The organism is Mesorhizobium sp. WSM3224, from assembly GCF_000427725.1.
In the GTDB taxonomy this organism is placed as follows: Bacteria; Pseudomonadota; Alphaproteobacteria; order Rhizobiales; family Rhizobiaceae; genus Mesorhizobium.
Map to the genome: position 1 here is coordinate 24,432 of NZ_ATYO01000006.1, position 19,164 is coordinate 43,595.

The 19,164-nt window shown below is 63.4% G+C and carries 17 protein-coding genes; 11 read left to right on the forward strand and 6 right to left on the reverse strand.

Features of this window, described 5'->3' with window-relative positions; translation table 11 throughout:
- The first annotated feature begins 96 nt into the window (after positions 1 to 96).
- A complete protein-coding gene (locus YU3_RS0112385; protein ID WP_245273493.1) occupies positions 97 to 1,404 on the forward strand; it encodes an efflux RND transporter periplasmic adaptor subunit in 1,308 nt (435 codons plus the stop codon).
- Positions 1,401 to 4,484, forward strand: coding sequence for an efflux RND transporter permease subunit (locus YU3_RS0112390; RefSeq protein ID WP_027166552.1), 3,084 nt, complete (start codon positions 1,401 to 1,403; stop codon positions 4,482 to 4,484). The genes YU3_RS0112385 and YU3_RS0112390 overlap by 4 nt, the downstream gene beginning before the upstream one ends.
- A 141-nt stretch (positions 4,485 to 4,625) precedes the next feature.
- Here YU3_RS0112390 and YU3_RS0112395 read toward each other — a convergent pair whose 3' ends face one another.
- The gene (locus YU3_RS0112395; protein ID WP_027166553.1) at positions 4,626 to 5,075 is read right to left on the reverse strand and encodes a L,D-transpeptidase; all 450 of its coding nucleotides are present in this window, start codon (positions 5,073 to 5,075) and stop codon (positions 4,626 to 4,628) included.
- 385 nt (positions 5,076 to 5,460) lie between these two features.
- Between YU3_RS0112395 and YU3_RS0112400 the strand changes: the two genes are divergently transcribed.
- Both YU3_RS0112400 and YU3_RS41220 read left to right on the forward strand, forming a co-directional pair.
- On the forward strand, positions 5,461 to 5,736 hold the full coding sequence (locus YU3_RS0112400) for a hypothetical protein (protein ID WP_245273495.1): 276 nt from the start codon (positions 5,461 to 5,463) through the stop codon (positions 5,734 to 5,736).
- A 36-nt stretch (positions 5,737 to 5,772) separates the two neighbouring features.
- Positions 5,773 to 5,937 (forward strand): hypothetical protein, encoded by a 165-nt coding sequence (locus tag YU3_RS41220; RefSeq protein ID WP_198021659.1) that lies wholly within the window; start codon positions 5,773 to 5,775, stop codon positions 5,935 to 5,937.
- A 71-nt stretch (positions 5,938 to 6,008) separates the two neighbouring features.
- Here the strand turns inward: YU3_RS41220 and YU3_RS0112410 are convergent, their stop codons facing one another.
- Positions 6,009 to 6,695: a response regulator transcription factor gene (locus YU3_RS0112410; RefSeq protein ID WP_027166555.1), complete on the reverse strand. Its 687-nt coding sequence runs from the start codon at positions 6,693 to 6,695 to the stop codon at positions 6,009 to 6,011.
- Between the two features lie 93 nt (positions 6,696 to 6,788).
- Here YU3_RS0112410 and YU3_RS0112415 point away from each other — a divergent pair, with 93 nt between their 5' ends.
- Positions 6,789 to 7,517 carry a response regulator transcription factor gene (locus tag YU3_RS0112415; RefSeq protein ID WP_027166556.1) on the forward strand — a complete coding sequence of 243 codons (729 nt, stop codon included), beginning with the start codon at positions 6,789 to 6,791 and terminating at the stop codon, positions 7,515 to 7,517.
- 130 nt (positions 7,518 to 7,647) lie between these two features.
- On the forward strand, positions 7,648 to 9,750 hold the full coding sequence (locus YU3_RS0112420; protein ID WP_027166557.1) for a sensor histidine kinase: 2,103 nt from the start codon (positions 7,648 to 7,650) through the stop codon (positions 9,748 to 9,750).
- 362 nt (positions 9,751 to 10,112) lie between these two features.
- On the opposite strand, the gene YU3_RS0112425 is transcribed toward YU3_RS0112420, so the two are convergent.
- Positions 10,113 to 10,523 carry a hypothetical protein gene (locus YU3_RS0112425; protein WP_027166558.1) on the reverse strand — a complete coding sequence of 137 codons (411 nt, stop codon included), beginning with the start codon at positions 10,521 to 10,523 and terminating at the stop codon, positions 10,113 to 10,115.
- A gap of 124 nt (positions 10,524 to 10,647) precedes the next feature.
- Here YU3_RS0112425 and YU3_RS40535 point away from each other — a divergent pair, with 124 nt between their 5' ends.
- Together YU3_RS40535 and YU3_RS0112430 are read left to right on the forward strand one after the other, a co-directional pair.
- Entirely contained in the window at positions 10,648 to 10,971 is a 324-nt protein-coding gene (locus YU3_RS40535) for a hypothetical protein (RefSeq protein WP_156913454.1), read from the forward strand.
- A 29-nt stretch (positions 10,972 to 11,000) separates the two neighbouring features.
- Complete coding sequence (locus YU3_RS0112430; RefSeq protein ID WP_027166559.1) at positions 11,001 to 12,203, forward strand: aromatic ring-hydroxylating dioxygenase subunit alpha; 1,203 nt, start codon at positions 11,001 to 11,003, stop codon at positions 12,201 to 12,203.
- Positions 12,204 to 12,246: 43 nt separating this feature from the next.
- On the opposite strand, the gene YU3_RS0112435 is transcribed toward YU3_RS0112430, so the two are convergent.
- Positions 12,247 to 13,665, reverse strand: coding sequence for an aminotransferase (locus tag YU3_RS0112435; protein WP_027166560.1), 1,419 nt, complete (start codon positions 13,663 to 13,665; stop codon positions 12,247 to 12,249).
- A gap of 291 nt (positions 13,666 to 13,956) precedes the next feature.
- Between YU3_RS0112435 and YU3_RS0112440 the strand changes: the two genes are divergently transcribed.
- The 3 genes from YU3_RS0112440 to YU3_RS0112450 are packed head-to-tail and all read left to right on the forward strand — an operon-like array spanning position 13,957 to position 16,794.
- Positions 13,957 to 14,874, forward strand: a complete 918-nt coding sequence (locus tag YU3_RS0112440) for an ABC transporter permease (protein WP_027166561.1) — start codon at positions 13,957 to 13,959, stop codon at positions 14,872 to 14,874.
- Positions 14,871 to 15,692 carry an ABC transporter permease gene (locus YU3_RS0112445; protein WP_027166562.1) on the forward strand — a complete coding sequence of 274 codons (822 nt, stop codon included), beginning with the start codon at positions 14,871 to 14,873 and terminating at the stop codon, positions 15,690 to 15,692. The genes YU3_RS0112440 and YU3_RS0112445 overlap by 4 nt, the downstream gene beginning before the upstream one ends.
- A 28-nt stretch (positions 15,693 to 15,720) precedes the next feature.
- Entirely contained in the window at positions 15,721 to 16,794 is a 1,074-nt protein-coding gene (locus YU3_RS0112450; RefSeq protein WP_027166563.1) for an ABC transporter ATP-binding protein, read from the forward strand.
- Here YU3_RS0112450 and YU3_RS0112455 read toward each other — a convergent pair.
- Together YU3_RS0112455 and YU3_RS0112460 are read right to left on the reverse strand one after the other, a co-directional pair.
- Positions 16,758 to 18,056, reverse strand: coding sequence for a flavin monoamine oxidase family protein (locus tag YU3_RS0112455; protein WP_027166564.1), 1,299 nt, complete (start codon positions 18,054 to 18,056; stop codon positions 16,758 to 16,760). The two genes, YU3_RS0112450 and YU3_RS0112455, sit on opposite strands and share 37 nt — an antisense overlap.
- Positions 18,053 to 19,129 carry an extracellular solute-binding protein gene (locus YU3_RS0112460; RefSeq protein WP_027166565.1) on the reverse strand — a complete coding sequence of 359 codons (1,077 nt, stop codon included), beginning with the start codon at positions 19,127 to 19,129 and terminating at the stop codon, positions 18,053 to 18,055. Before YU3_RS0112460 ends, YU3_RS0112455 begins: the two co-directional genes overlap by 4 nt.
- Positions 19,130 to 19,164: the final 35 nt, after the last annotated feature.

Below are 19,164 nucleotides of genomic sequence, written 5' to 3' on the forward strand. Positions count from 1 at the left end.
TACAGTAAGGCGCCCGCCATTTGAAATCGGGACTTATCGTCGATATGTGTCCCGGCATCGATTGTTTTGCCGGTTGCCGGCTCGAGGGGTCTCTCCGTGAAGCGCTTTTTCATCATCGCCGGATTTTTGCTTTTGCTCGCCCTGGTGTGCGTCGGCATCGTTGGCTTCAACTTCATGCGCGATGCCGGCATCAAGCAGTTTTTCGCCACCATGAAGCCGCCGGCCGCGACGGTTTCGACAGTGACCGTCAAGCCTTCGGAGTGGACCCCCGGCATCGAGGCGATCGGCACCGTCAATGCCGTGCGCGGCGTCGACCTGACCCTCGAGACGAGCGGCATCGTCAAGGACATCCTCTTCCACGCCAACCAGAAGGTTGCCGCCGACGCGGTGTTGGTGCAGCTCGACGATGCCGTGGAAAAAGCCGATCTGGTGGCGCAGAAGGCGCAGGCCGCTTCGGATCAGGCCGCGCTCGCCCGTGCGATCGAACTGCAGCGGCGCGGCGTCGGAACCGACGCCACGCTCGATGCTGCGCGCGCCGCGGCGGATGCCTCGGCCGCGCAGGTGATCAAGCTGCAGGCGGTGCTCGAGCAGAAGCAATTGTCCGCGCCCTTCGGCGGCACGGTTGGTATTCCGAAGATCGACATCGGCCAGTATCTGGCGCCCGGCAATGCGGTCGTGACCATCCAGGATCTCGACACGATGAGGGTCGACTTCACCGTTCCCGAACAGCAGCTGCCGCTGCTCAAGATCGGCCAGGCCATCAAGCTTGGCGGCAATCTCGCCGACATGTCGTTTACCGGCTCCATTCGCGGCATCGATCCCAAGATCGACCCGGCAAGCCGGCTGGTTTCGATCCGCGGCGAGGTCGCCAATCCGGAAGGCAAGCTGACCCCGGGCCAGTTCGTCCAGATCCGCGTCGAGCTGCCGCAGGAGAACAATGTCATCTCCGTGCCGCAGACGGCGGTGACGACGAGCCTTTACGGCGATTTTGTTTTCGTCGTCGAGCCGGCAAAATCTGCCGGAGGCGCCGCGGCTGCGCCGGCAAAGCCGGACGAGCAGAAGGCTGGCGCCGATAAGGCGTCTGGCGATGCCGCCAAGCCGCAGGCGGACGCCTCCAAACCCGCTGACAACGCGGCAAAGCCGGCTGACACGAAGCCGGCCGACAAGGCGGCTGCCGAGGGCGCCAAGCCGGCTGACGCCGCGCAGCAGCCGGCCCTCGTCATCTCGCAGGTGTTCGTCAAGCTCGGCCGCCGCAACAACGGCATGGTCGAGATCACCGAGGGCCTCAAGGATGGCGACCAGGTCGTCACGGCCGGTCAGAACCGGCTCTTCAACGGCATGTCGGTTGCCGTCGACAACACCATCGACCCCAGCAAATCGGCGAACAAGCAGGTTCAGCAATGAGCTTTTCCGACCTCTTCATTCGCCGGCCTGTCCTGTCGACGGTGCTGGCCTGCATGATCCTGCTCCTGGGTTTCCAGGGCATCTTCAACTTGTCGATTCGCCAGTACCCGAAGGTCGACGAGACGGCGATCACCATCACCACCGCCTATCCTGGCGCCAGCGCCGACCTGATCCAGGGCTTCATCTCCGCCCCGATCGCGCGCGCCGTCGCCTCGACGGAAAACATCGACTACGTGACCTCGTCCAGCCGTCCGTCTTCCAGCACGGTGACGGTGCAGATGAAGCTCGGCTCCAATCCCGACGTCGCGCTCACCGAGGTGCTGTCCAAGGTCCAGGGCGTGCGCGGAACCCTGCCGGACGCCGCCAAGGACCCCGTGATCGTCAAGGGCACCGGGCAGCAGTTCGCGATGATGTACATCTCGATGCAGAATCCGAACATGACGAAGGAGCAGCTCACCGAGTATATCGAGCGCGTCATACGGCCTCGCATTTCGACCGTGGAAGGTGTCGCCGACGTCCAGATCTTCGGCGCTCAGGAATATTCGATGCGCGTCTGGATCGACCCGATCCGGCTCGCCGCCCGCGGCGCCACGGCCGTGGACGTGCTGACCGCGATCAACAACTCGAACTTCCTGTCGGCGCCCGGCAACACCCAGAACGAATATGTGGTCTCCTCGATCACGGTGCATTCCACCCTGCAAACGCCCGAGGCGTTCGCCCAGCTCCCGATACGCTCGACGGATGGCCAGGTGGTGCGCCTGCGCGATGTCGCGCGTGTCGAGCTCGGCGCGGAGAGCACCGACACCAGGGTGAGCTTCAACGGCAAGCCAGGCACCTTCCTGGCCATCTTCCCGACCCCGGCGGCCAATCCGTTGACGACGGCGGCGGCGGTCACCAGGCTCGTGCCGCAGATCCAGGAGACACTGCCGAAAGGCATGACGATCGAGGTCGTTTACGATGCGACCGGCCAGATCAGCGCCTCGATCGAGGAGGTGTTCAAGACCATCGGCGAGGCGGTTGCCATCGTCATCCTGGTCATCCTGTTGTTCCTCGGCTCGTTCCGTTCGGTGATGATGCCGATCGTGACCATCCCGCTGTCGCTGATCGGCGTTTGTTTCATACTGTTTACGGTCGGCTACTCGATCAACCTTCTGTCGCTGCTCGCCATGGTGCTGGCGATCGGCCTCGTCGTCGACGACGCCATCGTGGTGGTGGAGAACATCCACCGCCACATGGAAGAAGAAGGCATGTCGCCGATGCAGGCGGCCTTCAACGGCATGCGCGAAATCTTCTCGGCTATCGTCGCCATGACCATCACCCTAGCCGCCGTGTTTGCGCCGCTGGCCTTCACCGGTGGCCTGACCGGTGCGTTGTTTCGCGAATTCGCGGTCACGCTGGCCGGCTCCGTGGTGCTGTCCGGCGTGATCGCCGTCACCATCACGCCGATGATGTCGGCCCGCCTCCTGAAGGCAGGCGCGCACAGCCGATTCCAACGCATTGTCGACGGCGTCTTCGGCCGCGTCGAGCGCGTCTACGAGCGGGCCGTCACCGCCTCCTTGAGAAACCGGCCAGTAACGCTGATCATCGTCGTCGCGCTGGTCGCGCTCACCGGCTTCATGTTCACCAAGACTTCCGGCGAACTGGCGCCGGAAGAAGACCAGGGCTTCCTGCTCTCGATCGTGACAGGGCCGCGCTACGCGACATCGGACTACACCGAGTCCTATGTCAACCAGATCCTGGGCCTGGTGAGGGACATTCCCGAGACCAGGGCGCAGTTCTCGGCCGTCGCCTTCGGCGGCACGACCAACAGCGCCTTCGTCGGCTTCGCCTTCAAGGATTGGGCCCAGCGCAAGCGCAATTCGAAGCAGCTTCAGGCCGACATCCAGGGCCGCCTCGCCAAGGTGGCGGGCGTCGAGGCGTTCGTCTTCGCACCGCCGACGCTGCCCGGTTCCGGCGGCGGCCTGCCGATTGCCATGGTCGTGCGCTCCACCGGCGGCTCCTCGGAGGTCTTCGAGCAGGCGGAAAAGATCAAGAACAAGGCGCAAGCCTCGGGTCGCTTCATCGTGGTGCAGAACTCGATGTCCTATGACGCGCCGCAGGTGACCGTCACAATCGACCGCGAGCGCGCCGCGGCGTTGAACCTTCCGATCGCCGACATCGGCAACACGCTGACGCTGCTTGTCGGCGGTGCGGAAGTGGCGCAGTTCGACCGCGATTCCAACAGCTACGACATCATCCCGCAGGTGCCGAAGCAGTTCCGCGACAATCCCGAGAAGCTCGGCGAATATTTCGTTCGCAGCGTCGACGGCAAGATGGTGCCGCTGTCGGCTGTGGTGAAGATTTCGACCAACGCCTCGCCGGCCGCGATCGAACAGTTCAACCAGCTGAATTCCGCCACCATCTCGGCCTTGCCACTGCCGGGTGTCACCACCGGCGACGGGCTTCAGGCGCTGGAGAATATTGCCAAGGAGACGCTGCCCGACACCTTCTTCATCGACTATTCCGGCCAGTCGCGGCAGGAAAAGGAGCAGGGCAACACCATCCTGATTGCCTTCGCGGCAGCCGTCATCGTCATCTATCTGGTGCTGGCAGCCCAGTTTGAGAGCTTCCGCGACCCGCTGATCATCATGATGGCGGTGCCGCTGTCGATCTTCGGCGCGATCGTGCCGCTCAACATTGGCCTGGGAACGCTCAACATCTACACCCAGGTCGGTCTGATCACGCTGATCGGCCTCATCACCAAGCACGGCATCCTGCTGGTCGAATTTGCCAACCAACAGCGTGAAATACATGGCATGCGGCGGCGCGACGCCATCATCGCTTCGGCCAAGGTGCGCCTGCGGCCGATCCTGATGACCACGGCGGCCATGGCGCTCGGCGTCTTGCCGCTGATCGTCTCCAGCGGCGCGGGCGCGGCAGCGCGCTACTCGATGGGCCTGGTCATCTTCACCGGCATCCTGGTCGGCACCATGTTCACGCTCTTCGTCGTGCCGATGTTCTACACCTTCATCGCCAGCAAGGACCTGCCGCATCTTGCCGAAAAGCCTGATCCGAACCTGATGCCGGCGCTGCCGAGCTGAGAAGGCGACGAAGCAAAAAAACAAAAGAGGCCGGAAAATCCCGGCCTCTTTTTTTGGCGGTCGCCCCACAGCTTCGGTGCCAGAGCTATTCCGAAGGCGGCAATCCGCCTGCTACTTGACCCGTTCTCTTACCCCAGCCTGTTATTTGACGATGACGATGCTGGTGTTGGCGGGGCCGAAGACCTCGACCAGCTGATAGAAATCGGCCGCTGCATCCGGATGTAGCCGCACGCAGCCATGCGAGGCGGGACGGCCGAGATGGCTGATGGCATAGGTGGCGTGAACGGCGTAGCCGCCGCTGAAGAACACCGAATGCGGCATCGGCGCGTTGTCGTATTTCTTCGAATACCACATCTCATGCATGCTGGTCGGCCTGAACGAGCCGGTCGGCGTGATGTGCATTCTGTCACCGGTCGACACCTTCCACGTGTAGGTCGGACGGCCGTCGACCGTGACTTCCATGATCTGCTGCGACAGCGAAACCTTGGCGACGATCTGATTGGCGTGTGCGGCGTTGCCGGCGCCGAAGAGCAGCGCCGCACCGGTGAGCGCCGCGGCAGCGACATGGATGAGCTTGGCGGAAATATGCATGACGGTCCCTCTCTGTTTTTTGCCGGTCGCGCCGGCTTCATTTCGATGGATCGCCTTATTGAGCGCGCCTGTTTCAGTTGAATTTCGCTTGACGCTCGTTTCTGTTTCGAATCTGTTTCCAAAAGTTAACGCCGGAGATCCCAAACTGGAGAGACCGCTCCTCTCAATTTGCAACTAATGGGGCAGGCTGCAGCGCAAACGAAAGTGTATTTGACCCTTATATGAAGGCCTGACAGCCAATTTCGAAACCGATCTGCAACAATCTGCCTCTCCGGCGGCATGATGTGGATACAGGCCGGCGTCAGGTTGACGCAACGGGAACAGACATCTGCAAACGAAAATCGAAACTCCGCTCCTAGCTTTCGGGATTAGTGTCGCGGCGATCGTGCTCGGCGGCGCCGGCTCAGCGGTTGGGACCTCGGTGACGGCCCAGGCGACGATGAGTTCCGGCGAGGTTTCGACGCTGCACATGCCTCTGTTCATCGCCACGGTCTGGATCGTTTCCAGCCTGCGCGTCCACCGGCTGAAGGCCCTCTGGCGGGTCGGCCTTCGGCTGATGAGGACACGCGGCCCCTCCGGCTGCTTGCTGCCGAGAGGACCGAAGGCCCGCGCCGCAGCGGGGGGCTCCGTCGGCGGCGCGGGCGCTTCGGGAGTTTCCTGAAGCACCTACGATTTCGAGATTTGAGGATTTGAAGAGATGAAGACGAAATTTGCTGCCTCAGTGCTTTCCGCACTTCTTTACGCGCAAGGCTTGCTGGGCTTTGCCGCGCTTGCAACGGTACTGCTCAGGGAGCACGCCCAGGCGGAGATAACCGCCAGCGCCGACCTGTCATCCGGCCCCTCGGTCATCGTGGTGCGCTGAGCGCCAGGCGTCGGAGCCAAATGACCGCCGCTTTGGGGAGTCCGATGCTCAAAGGGCTCGCTGACTCGAGCTCATTCGTTGCGCGAGACCGGCGGATCGAAACGGTAGCCGGCGCCCCTGATGGTGATGATGGTCTCGGTGTCGAGCTTGCGGCGCAGCCGCACGATGCGCGAGTCGATCGAACGGTCGAAAGCGTCGGCATTCTCGGCCGGTGCGGCAGCGATGATGTCGTCGCGCGTCAGCACCTTGCGCGGGCTCGCCAGAAAAAGCTTGAGCAGCGCCACCTGACCTGGGGAAAGCTGGTCTTCCGCGCCGGAGCGATGCATGACCATGGCCGACCGCAGATCGACGGTGGCGTTCTCGAGCACGATCAATTCCCCGCCGACCCTGCCGCGTCTGGTCAGCAGGCCACCGATGCGCGCGGCAAGCTCGCGCACGTTGAGCGGGCTTTCAATCACATCGGCGGCGCCAAGCTCGAGCGCCAGAACCTTGTCGACGAGATCGCGCGGCCGGCAGATCAGGATGAAATCGGGACCGCCCTCGCCGCCGTAACGCCTGAGCAACTCCCGACCTTCCGCTTGGCTGACGTCGTCGCCGATGATCACGACATCGATATCTCCAGACGAAAGCAGCGTCTCCGCTTCCCAGGGCTGGCGCGCCTTGCGTACGTCGTGCCCGCGCCGGTCGAGATGATTGGCGAGATCGCCCGCCACCACCTCGGCGACGCACACAAGCGCAATGACGGATCGTGCGGCCATTTTTTCCACCCCGCCACAGACAACTCGAGATGAGTGCTGGACATGACGTTTATACCCAATCTACTTTCCACTGAAAGCGGGAGCGAGCGCATCGTGAAGGCACGCATCATCGTCGTCGAGGACGAACCGGATCTGAGGGAAGCCGTGGCCGAGTATCTTGGCGCCAACGGCTATGACGTCGTCACGGCCGAGAATGCCGCGGCCGCGCGCACGCTGTTCGAGGCGCAGTCCTTCCACCTCGCCATCCTCGACATCGCCATGCCCGGCGAGGACGGGCTGTCGCTCGGCCGCTGGTTGCGCTCGAAAACGCCGATCGGCGTCATCTATGCCACGGCCGCCGGCACCGCGCTCGACCGCATCGTCGGGCTGGAGCTCGGCGCCGACGATTACATCGTCAAGCCATACGAATTGCGCGAGGTGCTGGCGCGGGTGCGCAGCGTGCTGCGCCGCGTGCCGCAGCTGGCCGAGCCGCAAACGGCGAAGGCCGAAACCGGCAACCGCCGCTTCATGAATTTCGGCGGCTTCCAGGCCGATTTCGACGGCCGTCTGGTCATCGGCGCCAATGGCGCGGTCATCGAGATGGCCAAGAGCGAGTTCGACGTGCTCGAGGTTTTCCTCACCCGCGCCAACCGGCTTCTGACGCGGTCGGCGATTTCGGAAGCCATCGGCTTCGTCGAGGACCCGGAATCGTCGCGCGCGGTCGACATTCGCATCATGCGATTGCGCAAGAAGATCGAGGCCGACCCCGCCAATCCAAAATTCCTGCGCACAGTGCGTGGCGAAGGCTATATCTTCTCGCTGCCGGGCGGCGACAGCAATTGAACCCGCCCAATGCATGTTGCCAAAAGTGCGCAGCGGTTTTGGGCAACATGCATCACAAACACGGGCTTAAGCGTGTCGCTCGATCCTTTTCGACGTGACGCGCCTAAGCGGGTTCGAGAGACGGCCGACCATGACTGCTGATGCAGCACGTCCCGATATGCATGGCTCGCGTCCGGGTGGCGCCGCGATGGCGGCCGTCCATGTCGTGCGCCGCCTGCGCGAGGCGGGCGACTGGCAGCGCGAGATGGACGGCATACTGGAAACGGTGTGCCGCAAAATGGAATGCCAGCGCGGCATTCTGTTCCGCTTGCGCGAATTGCCGGGCGAAGGCTTTGCCCAATCCGTCGCCGTCTACTGGATCGATCCGGATTTCGGCGGTGAACTCGCCTCCCCCACCGTGATCATGCAGTCGATCATCAACTCGGACTCGCTGCTGGAGCGGCTTCAGGAGGACGAGCGGCAGGGCAAGATCTTCTCCGGCCACACACGTAACCTCGACGGTTTCCTGAGAGCCGATTTCGAAAAACAGAGCATCAAGTCGTTCCTGTCGGTCTCGGTTTTCGCGCATGGTCACCTTTGGGGCACGCTCGCCGTCAATGACTGCGTCGCCGAACGCGAATGGACGGACGAGGAAGAAGCGACGCTGCACATCATCGCTTTGGCCATCGGCGACGCCATCGAGCGCTCGCCGTCCGAGGCGCATGCCAGCGAAGTGATCCGCCGCACCATGCTGCAGGCCTCGCTCGACGCCATCATCGTCATCGACGAGTCGGGCTCGATCATCGAATTCAATCCGGCCGCCGAGAAGATGTTCGGCTTCCAGCGCAGCGCCATCCTTGGCAAGGACCTGCTCGATACCATCGTTCCGATCTACTACCGCAAGGGCTATGCGTCAGGCGCCGACTACATGGCCGGCCGCGGCGCGCCGATGGTCGGCCAGCGGCTGGAGACCGTCACCCAGAACGCCGCCGGCGAGGTTTTCCCGATCGAACTGACCGCAACGGAGATGCGCGTTGCCGACCGCCGCCTGATCTTCGGCTCGATCCGCGACCTGCGCGAAAAGCTGCAGGCCGAGGAAGAAATCAACCGCCAGCGCGAGAAACTGCACCAGAACGAAAAGATGGCTGCGATGGGGTCGCTGCTGGCCGGCGTCTCGCACGAGCTCAACAACCCGCTGGCGGTGGTGGTGGCGCAATCGACGCTGCTGCACGAATTCGCCAGCGACCCGCAGACCAAGGTGCGCGCCGAGAAGGTGCGCGCCGCCGCCGAACGCTGCGGCCGCATCGTCAAGAGCTTCCTGTCGATGGTGCGGCTGCACCCGACCGAGCAGGCCGAGACGGATCTCAACCAGGTGGTGCGGGCGGCGCTCGAAGTCACCGCCTATGGCGCGCGTTCCAGCGGCATCATCATCGACACCGATTTCGCCATCGGACCGCTGCTTGCCATGGCCGACGCCGACCACGTCACGCAGGTCGCGGCGAACTTCCTCATCAACAGCCAGCACGCGCTGGCCGGCATCGCCGGCGAGCGGTGCATCAAGGTGCGGACGTTCCGCAGCGAGCGCGGCGATCCGGGCTTCTCCGTCGAGGACAATGGTCCGGGCATTCCCGAGACGATCCGCTCGCGCATCTTCGAATCCTATTTCACCACCAAGCCGGTCGGCGTCGGCACCGGCATTGGCCTGTCGATCTCGAAATCGATCGTCGAGCGCCACAAGGGCAACATATGGTTCGAGGAGGCAGAGCCGCACGGCGCGCGCTTCGTCGTGCAACTGCCGGCGATCGAGGGCAAGGGCGCCACGCCCGGCGAGGCTCCAGCGCGGTCGAGCGGGCTGCGCCATGCGCTGGTGATCGACGACGAGCCGGACGTCGCCGCCTCATTGTCCGACATTCTGGAGCTGATGGGGCTGAAATCGCGCGTCGTGGCGAGCTGGACATCGGCCGACGACGTGTTGAACGGCTATATGCCGCCGGACATCGTCTTTTCCGACCTGCGCATGCCAGGCATCAGTGGCATTGCGATCTACCGCGAACTGCTGGCGGAACGGCCGGGACTGGCGCAACGCTTCGTGCTGGTCACCGGCGATCTGATCGGCGCCAAGGCGGAGATCGAGGCGCTGCCGCCGCAACAGCGGCCGCAGATCCTGGAAAAGCCGTTCTCGACGCTCGATGTCCGCGGCGTCCTCGCAACGATTGCCGACGAGGCTGCCGCCAACAACGGCGCTCACATCTGAGCGGGACTGGTCTGGGGGCCAGAACGAGATCGCAACAGAGGCGTAGGCGAGCCTTGAGCTCGCGCCGCCGCAGGCTCTGTCGAGATTCAGGTCAGGACGAGCCGAGAAGGGTGGATTCCGAAAACCGGAGCGGAGCGTACTTTCAGTACGTGAGCACCGGCCTACGCCGGCCGTAGCCCTGATTTGACCGCCACGCCACCATGAGTGCTTCGGCCGGCGAAGGCCGGAAGCGCAGGAAGCCGCCCTTCGCAGGCCGGCCTCACCTGAATCTCGACAGAGCTAAAAAAGAGGCTCCCGACCGACCATGCGGCGGGAGCCTGACTCGAGCGCTGGAGGTGCGCTCAGGGGAGGTCGATTAATTTCTAGAAAACGTTCGGCGTGTTGGTGGGCGGCGCAGCGTTGGCAATCATGCGTACCGCACGCTCCCTGTGCTGGCCGGACTGCTCGGCGATGGCGCGCAGGCAGTCGAGGCTCTCGGCGCCCCAGTTCTGGCCCTTACAGGCAAACTCGATCTGCGGCTCCGGCAGGCGGGCGGTCTTGAGCGTGGTCTGCGCACCCTCGACGACATTGGCCGGCGGATTGATTGATGCGAAAGCCGGGCCGGAGGCGGGCGCAGCCAGCATGCCGACGAAGGCGCAAGCGCCGATCAGCATGAACATCGCCATTGGATGGTCGCTGGCGCGCTGGCGCAACGCAAGCTTCGGCCGGCGGTCATTACGCTCCGGTCCGTCCAGGCGGCGGTTGGTGTCGGCAGCGCGAACTTTCGCAAACATCGGTTGTCCCCTTCGTTATCTTTCTTTTTGCTATGAAACGAACTTAATCGCACCAGGTAACAGCCGGATGATTGGCGGCGACTGCCTGTGTAACAGGATTTGAAACAGGCGCCGGCTACCCGGCATGCTCACCCTGCCGCAACCATTCGACTTCCGCCGAAGCTGGTCGGCGGACATATGCACCCGCCGCGCCCGGCTGACTGTAAACGGCCTCACACAGCAACGCTTGAATCCAGCGCGTCGCCTCTGTCTGCCGCACGCCGCATGCCACCGAAACATGCCATCCTCGAGAGCTATCGGCGCTCGGAATTGCTGTTCCGATTCCTCGATTAAGGCTCGGATTTTCCGGGATTTTTCCGGCTCGGGCTGGCTTTGGCTTGCAGCCAAGAAATTTTCATATTTCCGCAAGCCATTGCATTTCAATGAAAAATATGCCTATATTGAATGAGTATTCAACAAAAAGAAGGGCCCTGCCCCATGAACCCGCACCTCCGTGACGTGGCGATCCCCAATGATTGGGACCGGCGGGGTTTGCCGGGGTGGAGTTATCATTCCAATGCCCTTCTCGAACTCGAGAAGGAATACGTCTTCCGCAATCACTGGCAGATCGCCGGCCATGTCTCCGACGTGCCTGACCCTGGCGACTATCTGACCATGGACGTGGTCGGCGAGCGGGCGCTGATCGTGCGCGGCAAGGACGGTGTCGTGCGCGCCTTCAACAACATATGCCGCCACCGCGGCAGCCGCGTCGTCGCCGACAGCCAAGGCACCTGCAGGAATGCGCTGGTCTGTCCGTTCCACGGCTGGGTCTACAATCTCGATGGCACGCTGCGCGGTGCGGCACGCCCGCGCTCCTTCCCCGAGCTCGACAAGACCGAATTCGGCCTGATGCCGCTCGATCTCGAGATCTGGATGGGCTTCATCTTCATCCGCTTCCGCAAGGGCGGCCCCCAGCCTTCGGTGGCCGAGCTCCTGAAGCCGATCGAAGCCGAAATGGCGCATTACAATGTCGCGGGCATGGTGCCTTCCTGGGGCATCTGGACGCAAAAGTCGCCGGTGAACTGGAAGTCGGTGCGCGACGTCGACAATGAAGGTTATCACGTCGCCATGGCGCACCCGGCGCTGCAGGACCTCTATGGCGCGACCTATTTCGACGAACCCTTCATCAACGGCGTGTCGCGGTCCTTCGCCACCTACAATCTGCATGCCGGACGGCGCTGGAGCGTGCGCGAATACCTCAAGCTGGCGCCCGATGCCTCGCGCCTGCCGGAGCATCTTCGCAAGGCCTGGATCTATTACGGCATCTTCCCCAACAACGCGCTGTCGATCATGCCGGAATCCGTCCAGTTCTATCAGGAGTTCCCGCTGTCGACCGGCGAGACGCTGCTGCGCGGCGCCATCTACCGCTACAAGGACGAGACACGCGAACAGGCGGCGGCGCGCTACCTCGCCTACCGCATCGACCGCGACACGATGAACGAGGACGTGCAGCTTTCGGTGTGGTCGAACGAGTCCATGCTGTCGGAAGCCTTCGAGGGTTTCTACCTTTCCGACCTCGAATATGGCGTGCGCACCCACCACGACCACCTGCGCAAGCAGGTTCCGGTGCTGGACCTCGAAACGGCGCCGGAGGAAAAGGACATGTGGGGGCTGAACGACGCGCTGAGGTCGAGGGGGTAAGCTCTTCCTTCTCCCCGTTCCACGGGGAGAAGGAAATGGGCTCTCACCCCTGCCAGACCCCTTCTTTCCTCAAATCATCCATGGTCCGCGAAATCCCCTCGCGCAGGATCGCCACCATGTCGTCGACCTGCTCGCGTGAGATGATCAGCGGCGGCGACATCACGCACATGTTGATCAGCGGCCGCACCAAAAGGCCAAGCTCGTGGCAATGCGCGTCGATGCGTTTTCCGACATCCTTGTCGAGCTGCAGCGGGTCCTTGCTGTCGCGGTCAGCCACGCATTCGACGCAAGCCATCAGGCCGACGCCGCGCACCTCGCCGACCAGCGGCAGCTCTTCCAGCGTCTTCAGCCGCGCCTGGAAATAGGGCGCGATCTCGCGCGTGTGCTGGAGCACCCTCTCTTCCAGCAGGTCGAGGTTCTTCAGCGCCACCGCGCAGCCGATCGGATGGCTGGTATAGGTGAGGCCATGGCCGAACAAGGCGTCGGGATGATTCGAACGACGCAGTTCTTCAAGCAGCCGCTCGGAGATGATGACGCCGCCGAGCGGGAAATAGCCCGATGTCACGCCCTTGGCGAAAGTGATCATGTCCGGCTCGATGCCGAATACATCGCCGGAGGCAAAGATGTGGCCGAGCCGCCCGAAGCCCGTCACCACCTCGTCCGAGACATAGAGGATGTCGTTCTCGCGGCAGATGTCGCGGATGCGTTTGAGATACCCGTCCGGTGGCACGATGACGCCCCCGGAAGCCTGTACCGGCTCGCCGACGAAAGCGCCGATCCGATCGGCGCCAACGCCCGCGATCGTGTCGCGGAACTGGTCGACCAGGAAATCGGTGAAGACGGCGATGCTCATGCCCTTCGGCCGCCGGAACGGATCGGGCGAGGATAGCTTCACCACCAGCTCGTCGGCGCCGTCCATCCAGTCGCGGTCGCGCGGGCGGCCATTGAGCGAAGCCGACAGGTAGGTCGAGCCGTGATAGGCGCCGCCGCGGCTAAGAATCAGCTTCTTCTCCGGCCGTCCGCGCACATTGTTGTAGAACTGCATGAAGCGCAGCGCCGTCTCCACCGCTGACGAGCCGCCGGTGGTGAAGAAGGTGTGGCTGAGGTCGCCAGGCGCGGCATCGGCGATACGCCGCGCAAGCTCGGCCGACGGCGCATTCATCGTATACCATGGCGTGTTGTAGGACAGCGCCATCGCCTGGTCGTACATGACCTTCGCCAGCTCCTCGCGACGATGACCGACATTGATGCACCACATGCCGGCGGGGCCGTCGATCAGCCGCTTGCCGGAGGCATCGGTGATGTAGATGCCGTCGCCCTCGGCGATCAGCGCACGCGCCTCTTTGCCGACCGAGCCGGCATAGGGCCAGGGCTGCACGAGATGGCGCTTGGCGAGCGCGACCGCGTCGTCATCGCCGGGCTCGACGAGTTCGCTTGCCTTGATCTTGCTTTGAGCCGCCATCTTCGCCTCACATCACTAGGTTGCAGAATTTTCCTTGGACACCAAGAGGTGCGAAAAGCCTTGGAAATTCGGTCTTTCTTCACTTCATTTTGAATGTCCGTTCAATCAATATTACAGAAATAGCGCTTGATTTCAATCGGCGGATGCGCTCATGATGAAAGAAAGCCGGCAAGCCAGGGAGCGATCACGCTCCCAGCATAAATCGGGAACAGGCAGCCGGCGCTACGAATGGGAAGGCCGCATGGCGGGACAGTCCGAGCCAGCTACCGAGATCACGCCCGGAGCGCTGCAATGACGGCGGCGGTGGAAGGGTCGCCCCCGTTACGCGTGGCGGGATTGAGACGAAGCCCCCTTCTGCAATCGGAAGCCGTCCAGGGCTTTGCCCTGATCAGCCCGACCTTCGTTTATGCCCTTATTCTTCTCGTCCTACCGATCCTGGTCGTCATCGCGCATTCCTTCTGGACGCAGCACTATCTGACCATCGACCACACCTTCACGCTGGAGAACTACCGGATCGCGCTGACCGAGCCGATCTACCGCGACCTGCTCTGGCGCTCGCTCTACATCTCGCTGACGGTCAGCCTGCTCACCGTGGCCCTGGCCTATCCGATCGCCTACTTCATCTCCTTCCATGGCGGCCGCCACAAGAGCCTGTGGCTGTTCCTGATCACCATCCCGTTCTGGACGAGCTACCTGCTGCGCGTGATGTCGTGGAAGGTGATCCTCGGCTACAATGGCGTGCTCAACTCTGGCCTGATGGGCCTTGGCATCATCGACGAGCCGTCGACCGCGCTGCTTTACAATTCCACCGCGGTCATCATCACGCTCACCCATGCCTGGGCGACCTTCGCCATCCTGCCGATCTTCGTTTCGCTGGAGAAGGTCGACCGAACCCTGGTCGAAGCGGCGACCGACCTTGGCGACGGGCCGCTGCGCTCCTTCCTGCGCGTGACCCTGCCGCTGTCGGCGCCCGGCGTCATCTCGGCCGCGCTGATCGTCATGATCCCGACCGTCGGCGACTATGTCACGCCCAAGCTGGTCGGCGGCAAGGACGGCGTCATGATCGCCAATGCCATCCAGGCGCAGTTCGGCAAGGCGTCGAACTGGCCGCTGGGTGCCGCGCTCTCCGTCACCACCATGATCATCGTCTCGCTGATGGCCGGTGCCACCGTGCTGGTCTTCCGCGCCCTGCAGAGGCTGGCGCGATGACGGCGATAAGGCGTTTCCTGCCCGGCTGGCTGTCGAGTTACGCCGTCCTCTATTTGCTTTTCCTTTATCTGCCGGTGATCTTCCTGCCGATCTTCTCGATCAACACGGCAGCGACGCCGAAATTCCCGCTCTCGGGCGTCACCCTTCATTGGTACGAGGATCTGCCGCGCACGCCGGCGCTGATCGACGCTACCTGGAACAGCCTCATCGTCGGCGTCTCGGCCTCGATCCTGTCGACGGTGCTCGGCATTCTCGCCGCCCGCTCGATCACCCGATACCGCTATCCCGGCCGCCGCGCCATCAACGGCCTGATCATGGCGCCGCTGGTGCTGCCAGAGGTGATCGTCGCCATCTCGATGCTCCTGGTCATGCTTCAGCTCGGCTTGAGCCTGTCGCTGTTCACCGTCGTGCTCGGCCACGTGCTGGTCTGCATCCCCTACTCGATGACGGTGCTGACCTCCGGCTTCGAAGGCTTTGACCGCAGCCTCGAGGAAGCCTCCGCCGATCTCGGCGAAAGCGCCTTCGGCACCTTCCGGCGCGTGACGCTGCCGATGGTCGCGCCGGCGATCATCTCCAGCCTGCTCGTCTGCTTCACCATCTCGCTGGACGAATTCATCATCGCCTTTTTCCTCACCGGCACCGAGGCGACGCTGCCGATCTACATCTGGGGCCAACTGCGTTTTGCGGCCAAGCTTCCCGGCGTGTTGGCGCTTGGCACATTGCTGCTCTTGGCGTCCTTCGTGCTGATGACGATTGCCGAGATCCTGCGCCGCCGCGCGGCCAGACGCACCCACAACGAGGGAGGCCTCTATGCTTGAGCGGGTCCAGTCCCAATCAGACCGCACCATGATCGAGATCCGCGACGTCACCCGCAGCTACGGATCGTTCAAGGCGCTGGACAACGCCTCGCTGGCGATCCGGGAGGGCGAGTTCTTCTCGCTGCTCGGGCCCTCCGGCTGCGGCAAGACCACGCTGCTGCGCATGATCGCCGGCTTCGACACGCCGACAAGCGGCTCCATCGCCGTCGACGGCCAGCCGATGGACGGCATTCCCGCCAACAGGCGGCCGACCAACATGGTCTTCCAGAGCTATGCGATCTTCCCGCATCTCGATGTCGAGCAGAATGTCGCCTATGGGCTGAAGCGGCTGAGGCTCGGCGCCGGCGAGGAGAAGCGCCGCGTCGAGGAAGCGCTGGCGCAGGTGTCGCTGATCGGTCTCGGCAAGCGCCACGCCACCGAGCTCTCCGGCGGCCAGCGCCAGCGTGTCGCGCTCGCCCGCGCGCTTGTGATGCGTCCCAAGGTGCTGCTGCTGGACGAGCCGCTTTCAGCGCTGGACAAGAAGCTGCGCGAGCAGATGCAGGTCGAGTTGCGCCGGCTGCAGCAGGCGGTCGGCATCACCTTCGTGCTGGTCACGCATGACCAGTATGAGGCCTTGGCGATGTCGGACCGCATCGCCGTGATGTTCGGCGGCCGCATCGCGCAGGTCGCCTCGCCGAAGGAAATCTATCAGCGCCCCGTCAATCGCCAAGTGGCCGATTTCCTCGGCGGCATGAACTTCGTCAAGGCCGAGATCGTCGAGGAGAACGGCGCTTCGCTGCTGCTCGACACGCTGGGTTTCGGCCGCGTCAGGACCGACAAGCCGAGGGCTTTCGTGCGCAATGGCGGCGCGGCCACGCTTGGCATCCGGCCGGAGCGGCTGCGTGTGCTCTGGGATAACACGACGGCGAAATTCGAAGTCGCCGGCAAGGTCGTCGAGCGCCACTATTTCGGCGAGATCACGCATCTGATCGTCGAGATTCCGGGACTGGAAAAACCCCTGTCGGTGACCGAGACCAACGATTTCGGCGCCGACGACATTCCGGTCGGCGCGCCGATCCGTCTCGCCTACGACCCCGAGGCGCTGGTGGCGATGGCCGACTGAATCTTGGCCGCCGCGATGCGTCCCGCAACGATCGCGCCCTCGACATAGCCTGGGAAAGACGGCGAGACTTCCGAAGCGGCGAAATAGACCGGCGGCGCGCCGGCAAGGATGATGCGTTCGGCATCGTGCGCCATCACATCGACGATGAGATCGCTATAGGCGCCGCCGCTCCAACGGTCGTTTGTCCAGTCGCGCGAGCTGAAATCGACGATGTCGGCAGCCTGCGGGCCGAGCGCATCGACAAGCCTTGCCGTCACCTCCGCGCGCAACGCCGTCTCGCCCAGCTGGCGCCAGCGCAAAGCGCGCGGCCCGCCGACGAAGACGGTGAGCGCGGCATGCCCGGCATCCTGGCTGGCATCGCAGGCAAACAGGCCGGGCAGGTCGCGCCACATCACCATGCCGCTCAAATCCCGTTCGCGCCAGAACGGTCTGGCATAGCGCACCAGCATCTTGATCACGGCGCCGCTTTCCCAGACACCGAGCGCCTTCGACAAGGCCGGCGGCAAGGCGGGTGCGAAAGCGAGCTTCGCGGCCGTTGCAGGCGGAACCGCGACGAGCACCGCCTGCGCTTCGATAAGGCCGCTGGGGGTGGCTACGCGAACGCTTTGCACCCCATGCTCGATCCGCATGACCGGCTCATTCGGCCGCAGCCGATCGCCGAGATCGCTCGCCAGATCGTCGGCGAGCGATTGCATGGTCTCGCCCAGGGAATATTGCAGCTCCGGCACCTCATTGGTGATGCGGCGGTCATTGTCGATGAGATACCACAGCGGCACCTTATGCAGCGGCAGGCACCACAGGCCCTCGATCATCGACCGAAAGCCGGCCTTGGCATCGGCTTCATCCTGCTGGCGTTCAAGCCAGTCGGCAACGCTCAAGCCGGTGATCGCCGGATCGTCCGGCTCGATCCTGTTCATGCGCTCGCGGATCGCCATGGCGGTGCGATACATGCGCTCGGTCTTTACGGCCGACATCGACGGATAGGTGATGAATTCGCCATCGACATAGGTTTTGACGAATGTCTTGCCGCGCGCCCTGGCGAGCGCCGTTATCTCGGGCATGTCCTCGCAGAAAAACTGGCCGCCGCTGTCGATCAGCTCGCCGAGCCCGTTTCTGATGGCTTCCACGCGCCCGCCGACGCGGTCGCGTGCTTCCACGACAAGGAAATCGATGCCGGCGCGCTTCAGTTCGAGCGCGGCTGACAGGCCAGTGAAGCCAGCGCCGACGATGACGACGTCGGCTCTTTCAACGATACTGCTCAATAGCCGGCCTTGATCTTCTCGAATTCCGCGACCATGCGCTGCTTGAGGTCGGGCGCCACCGGCTGCTGGAACAGTGTCTTGTCGAGGAACTTGTCGAGATTGTCGAAGCCGCGGTCGGTGAGCAGCTTCTGGTCCATCGCCGTCATGCCGGCGCTGTTGCCGTGACCATAGCCGAAGGTCTTCACCAAATACTCCGAAACACCCGGCGCGTTGACGGCGCTCAGGAAATCATAGGCCTGATCGAGCTTGCCCGGCGCGTCCTTAAGCAGCACATAGCCGCACACCCAGGTCGAGATGCCTTCCATTGTGTCGCGGTTCATGGCGATCGGCATGCCTTGGCCCTTCAGCGTCACATAGGTCTCGTTCCAGCCCCAGACCAGGTCGACTTCGTTGCCGGTGAAGGCCTGGTTGAGGTCGGTATCATCGGTCCAGTAGAAGCGGACATTCTTGTGCACGTCGCGCAGGAAGGCGGAAGCTTGACTGAACTGTTCGTCCGTCATCTTGGTCCAGTCCTTCAGGCCGATGACCAGGCTTGCCAGCGCATAGGCGTCATCGACATTGTCGCCGATGGTGACGCGGCCCTTGAACTTGGGATCGGCGAAGATCTTGAGCGACCGCGCCTCCTGCGCCGTCACCTTGTCGGTGCGGTAGAGCAGCGAGGTGTTGCCCCAGTCGAAAGGCATGAACCAGGCCTTGCCGTCGGCGGTGGTGGCGAGATCCTTCATCGCCATGATGCCCGGATTGAGATCCTTCCAGCCCGCGATCTTCGAGGTATCGAGCGGCTGCAGCAACCCGGCCTCGCGCCATTTCACCACGCTTTGCGAGCAAGGGTGCGCGATGTCGGCCTTAAAGCCGGCGCGCATCTTCTCGAAGGCCTCGTCCTCATCGCCGAAGAAGGAGAAGGTCGGCTCGGCACCCTGTTTGGCGGCATAGGCCGGATGCAGCAGCGGGTCCTCGTAACCGGACCAGTCGAAGACGACGAGGTCGCCGCCACCTTCGGCAAGCGCATAGGCGCTACCCGTGCCGACGGTGACGACGGCGGCCAAGGCAAGGCGGCGAAGCATGGATTTCATGGCGCGAGAAACTCCCCCATCGCAAACGTTTGAAG

Excerpts from the sequence above, each read along its gene's own strand:
- YU3_RS0112430 (WP_027166559.1), top strand. The coding sequence starts at position 11,001 with ATGAACCCGCACCTCCGTGACGTGGCGATCCCCAATGATTGGGACCGG.
- YU3_RS0112460 (WP_027166565.1), bottom strand. The coding sequence starts at position 19,129 with ATGAAATCCATGCTTCGCCGCCTTGCCTTGGCCGCCGTCGTCACCGTC.
- YU3_RS40535 (WP_156913454.1), top strand. The coding sequence starts at position 10,648 with ATGCTCACCCTGCCGCAACCATTCGACTTCCGCCGAAGCTGGTCGGCG.
- YU3_RS0112420 (WP_027166557.1), top strand. The coding sequence starts at position 7,648 with ATGACTGCTGATGCAGCACGTCCCGATATGCATGGCTCGCGTCCGGGT.
- YU3_RS0112410 (WP_027166555.1), bottom strand. The coding sequence starts at position 6,695 with ATGGCCGCACGATCCGTCATTGCGCTTGTGTGCGTCGCCGAGGTGGTG.
- YU3_RS0112445 (WP_027166562.1), top strand. The coding sequence starts at position 14,871 with ATGACGGCGATAAGGCGTTTCCTGCCCGGCTGGCTGTCGAGTTACGCC.
- YU3_RS0112435 (WP_027166560.1), bottom strand. The coding sequence starts at position 13,665 with ATGGCGGCTCAAAGCAAGATCAAGGCAAGCGAACTCGTCGAGCCCGGC.
- YU3_RS0112425 (WP_027166558.1), bottom strand. The coding sequence starts at position 10,523 with ATGTTTGCGAAAGTTCGCGCTGCCGACACCAACCGCCGCCTGGACGGA.
- YU3_RS0112440 (WP_027166561.1), top strand. The coding sequence starts at position 13,957 with ATGACGGCGGCGGTGGAAGGGTCGCCCCCGTTACGCGTGGCGGGATTG.
- YU3_RS0112390 (WP_027166552.1), top strand. The coding sequence starts at position 1,401 with ATGAGCTTTTCCGACCTCTTCATTCGCCGGCCTGTCCTGTCGACGGTG.
- YU3_RS41220 (WP_198021659.1), top strand. The coding sequence starts at position 5,773 with ATGAAGACGAAATTTGCTGCCTCAGTGCTTTCCGCACTTCTTTACGCG.
- YU3_RS0112450 (WP_027166563.1), top strand. The coding sequence starts at position 15,721 with ATGATCGAGATCCGCGACGTCACCCGCAGCTACGGATCGTTCAAGGCG.
- YU3_RS0112395 (WP_027166553.1), bottom strand. The coding sequence starts at position 5,075 with ATGCATATTTCCGCCAAGCTCATCCATGTCGCTGCCGCGGCGCTCACC.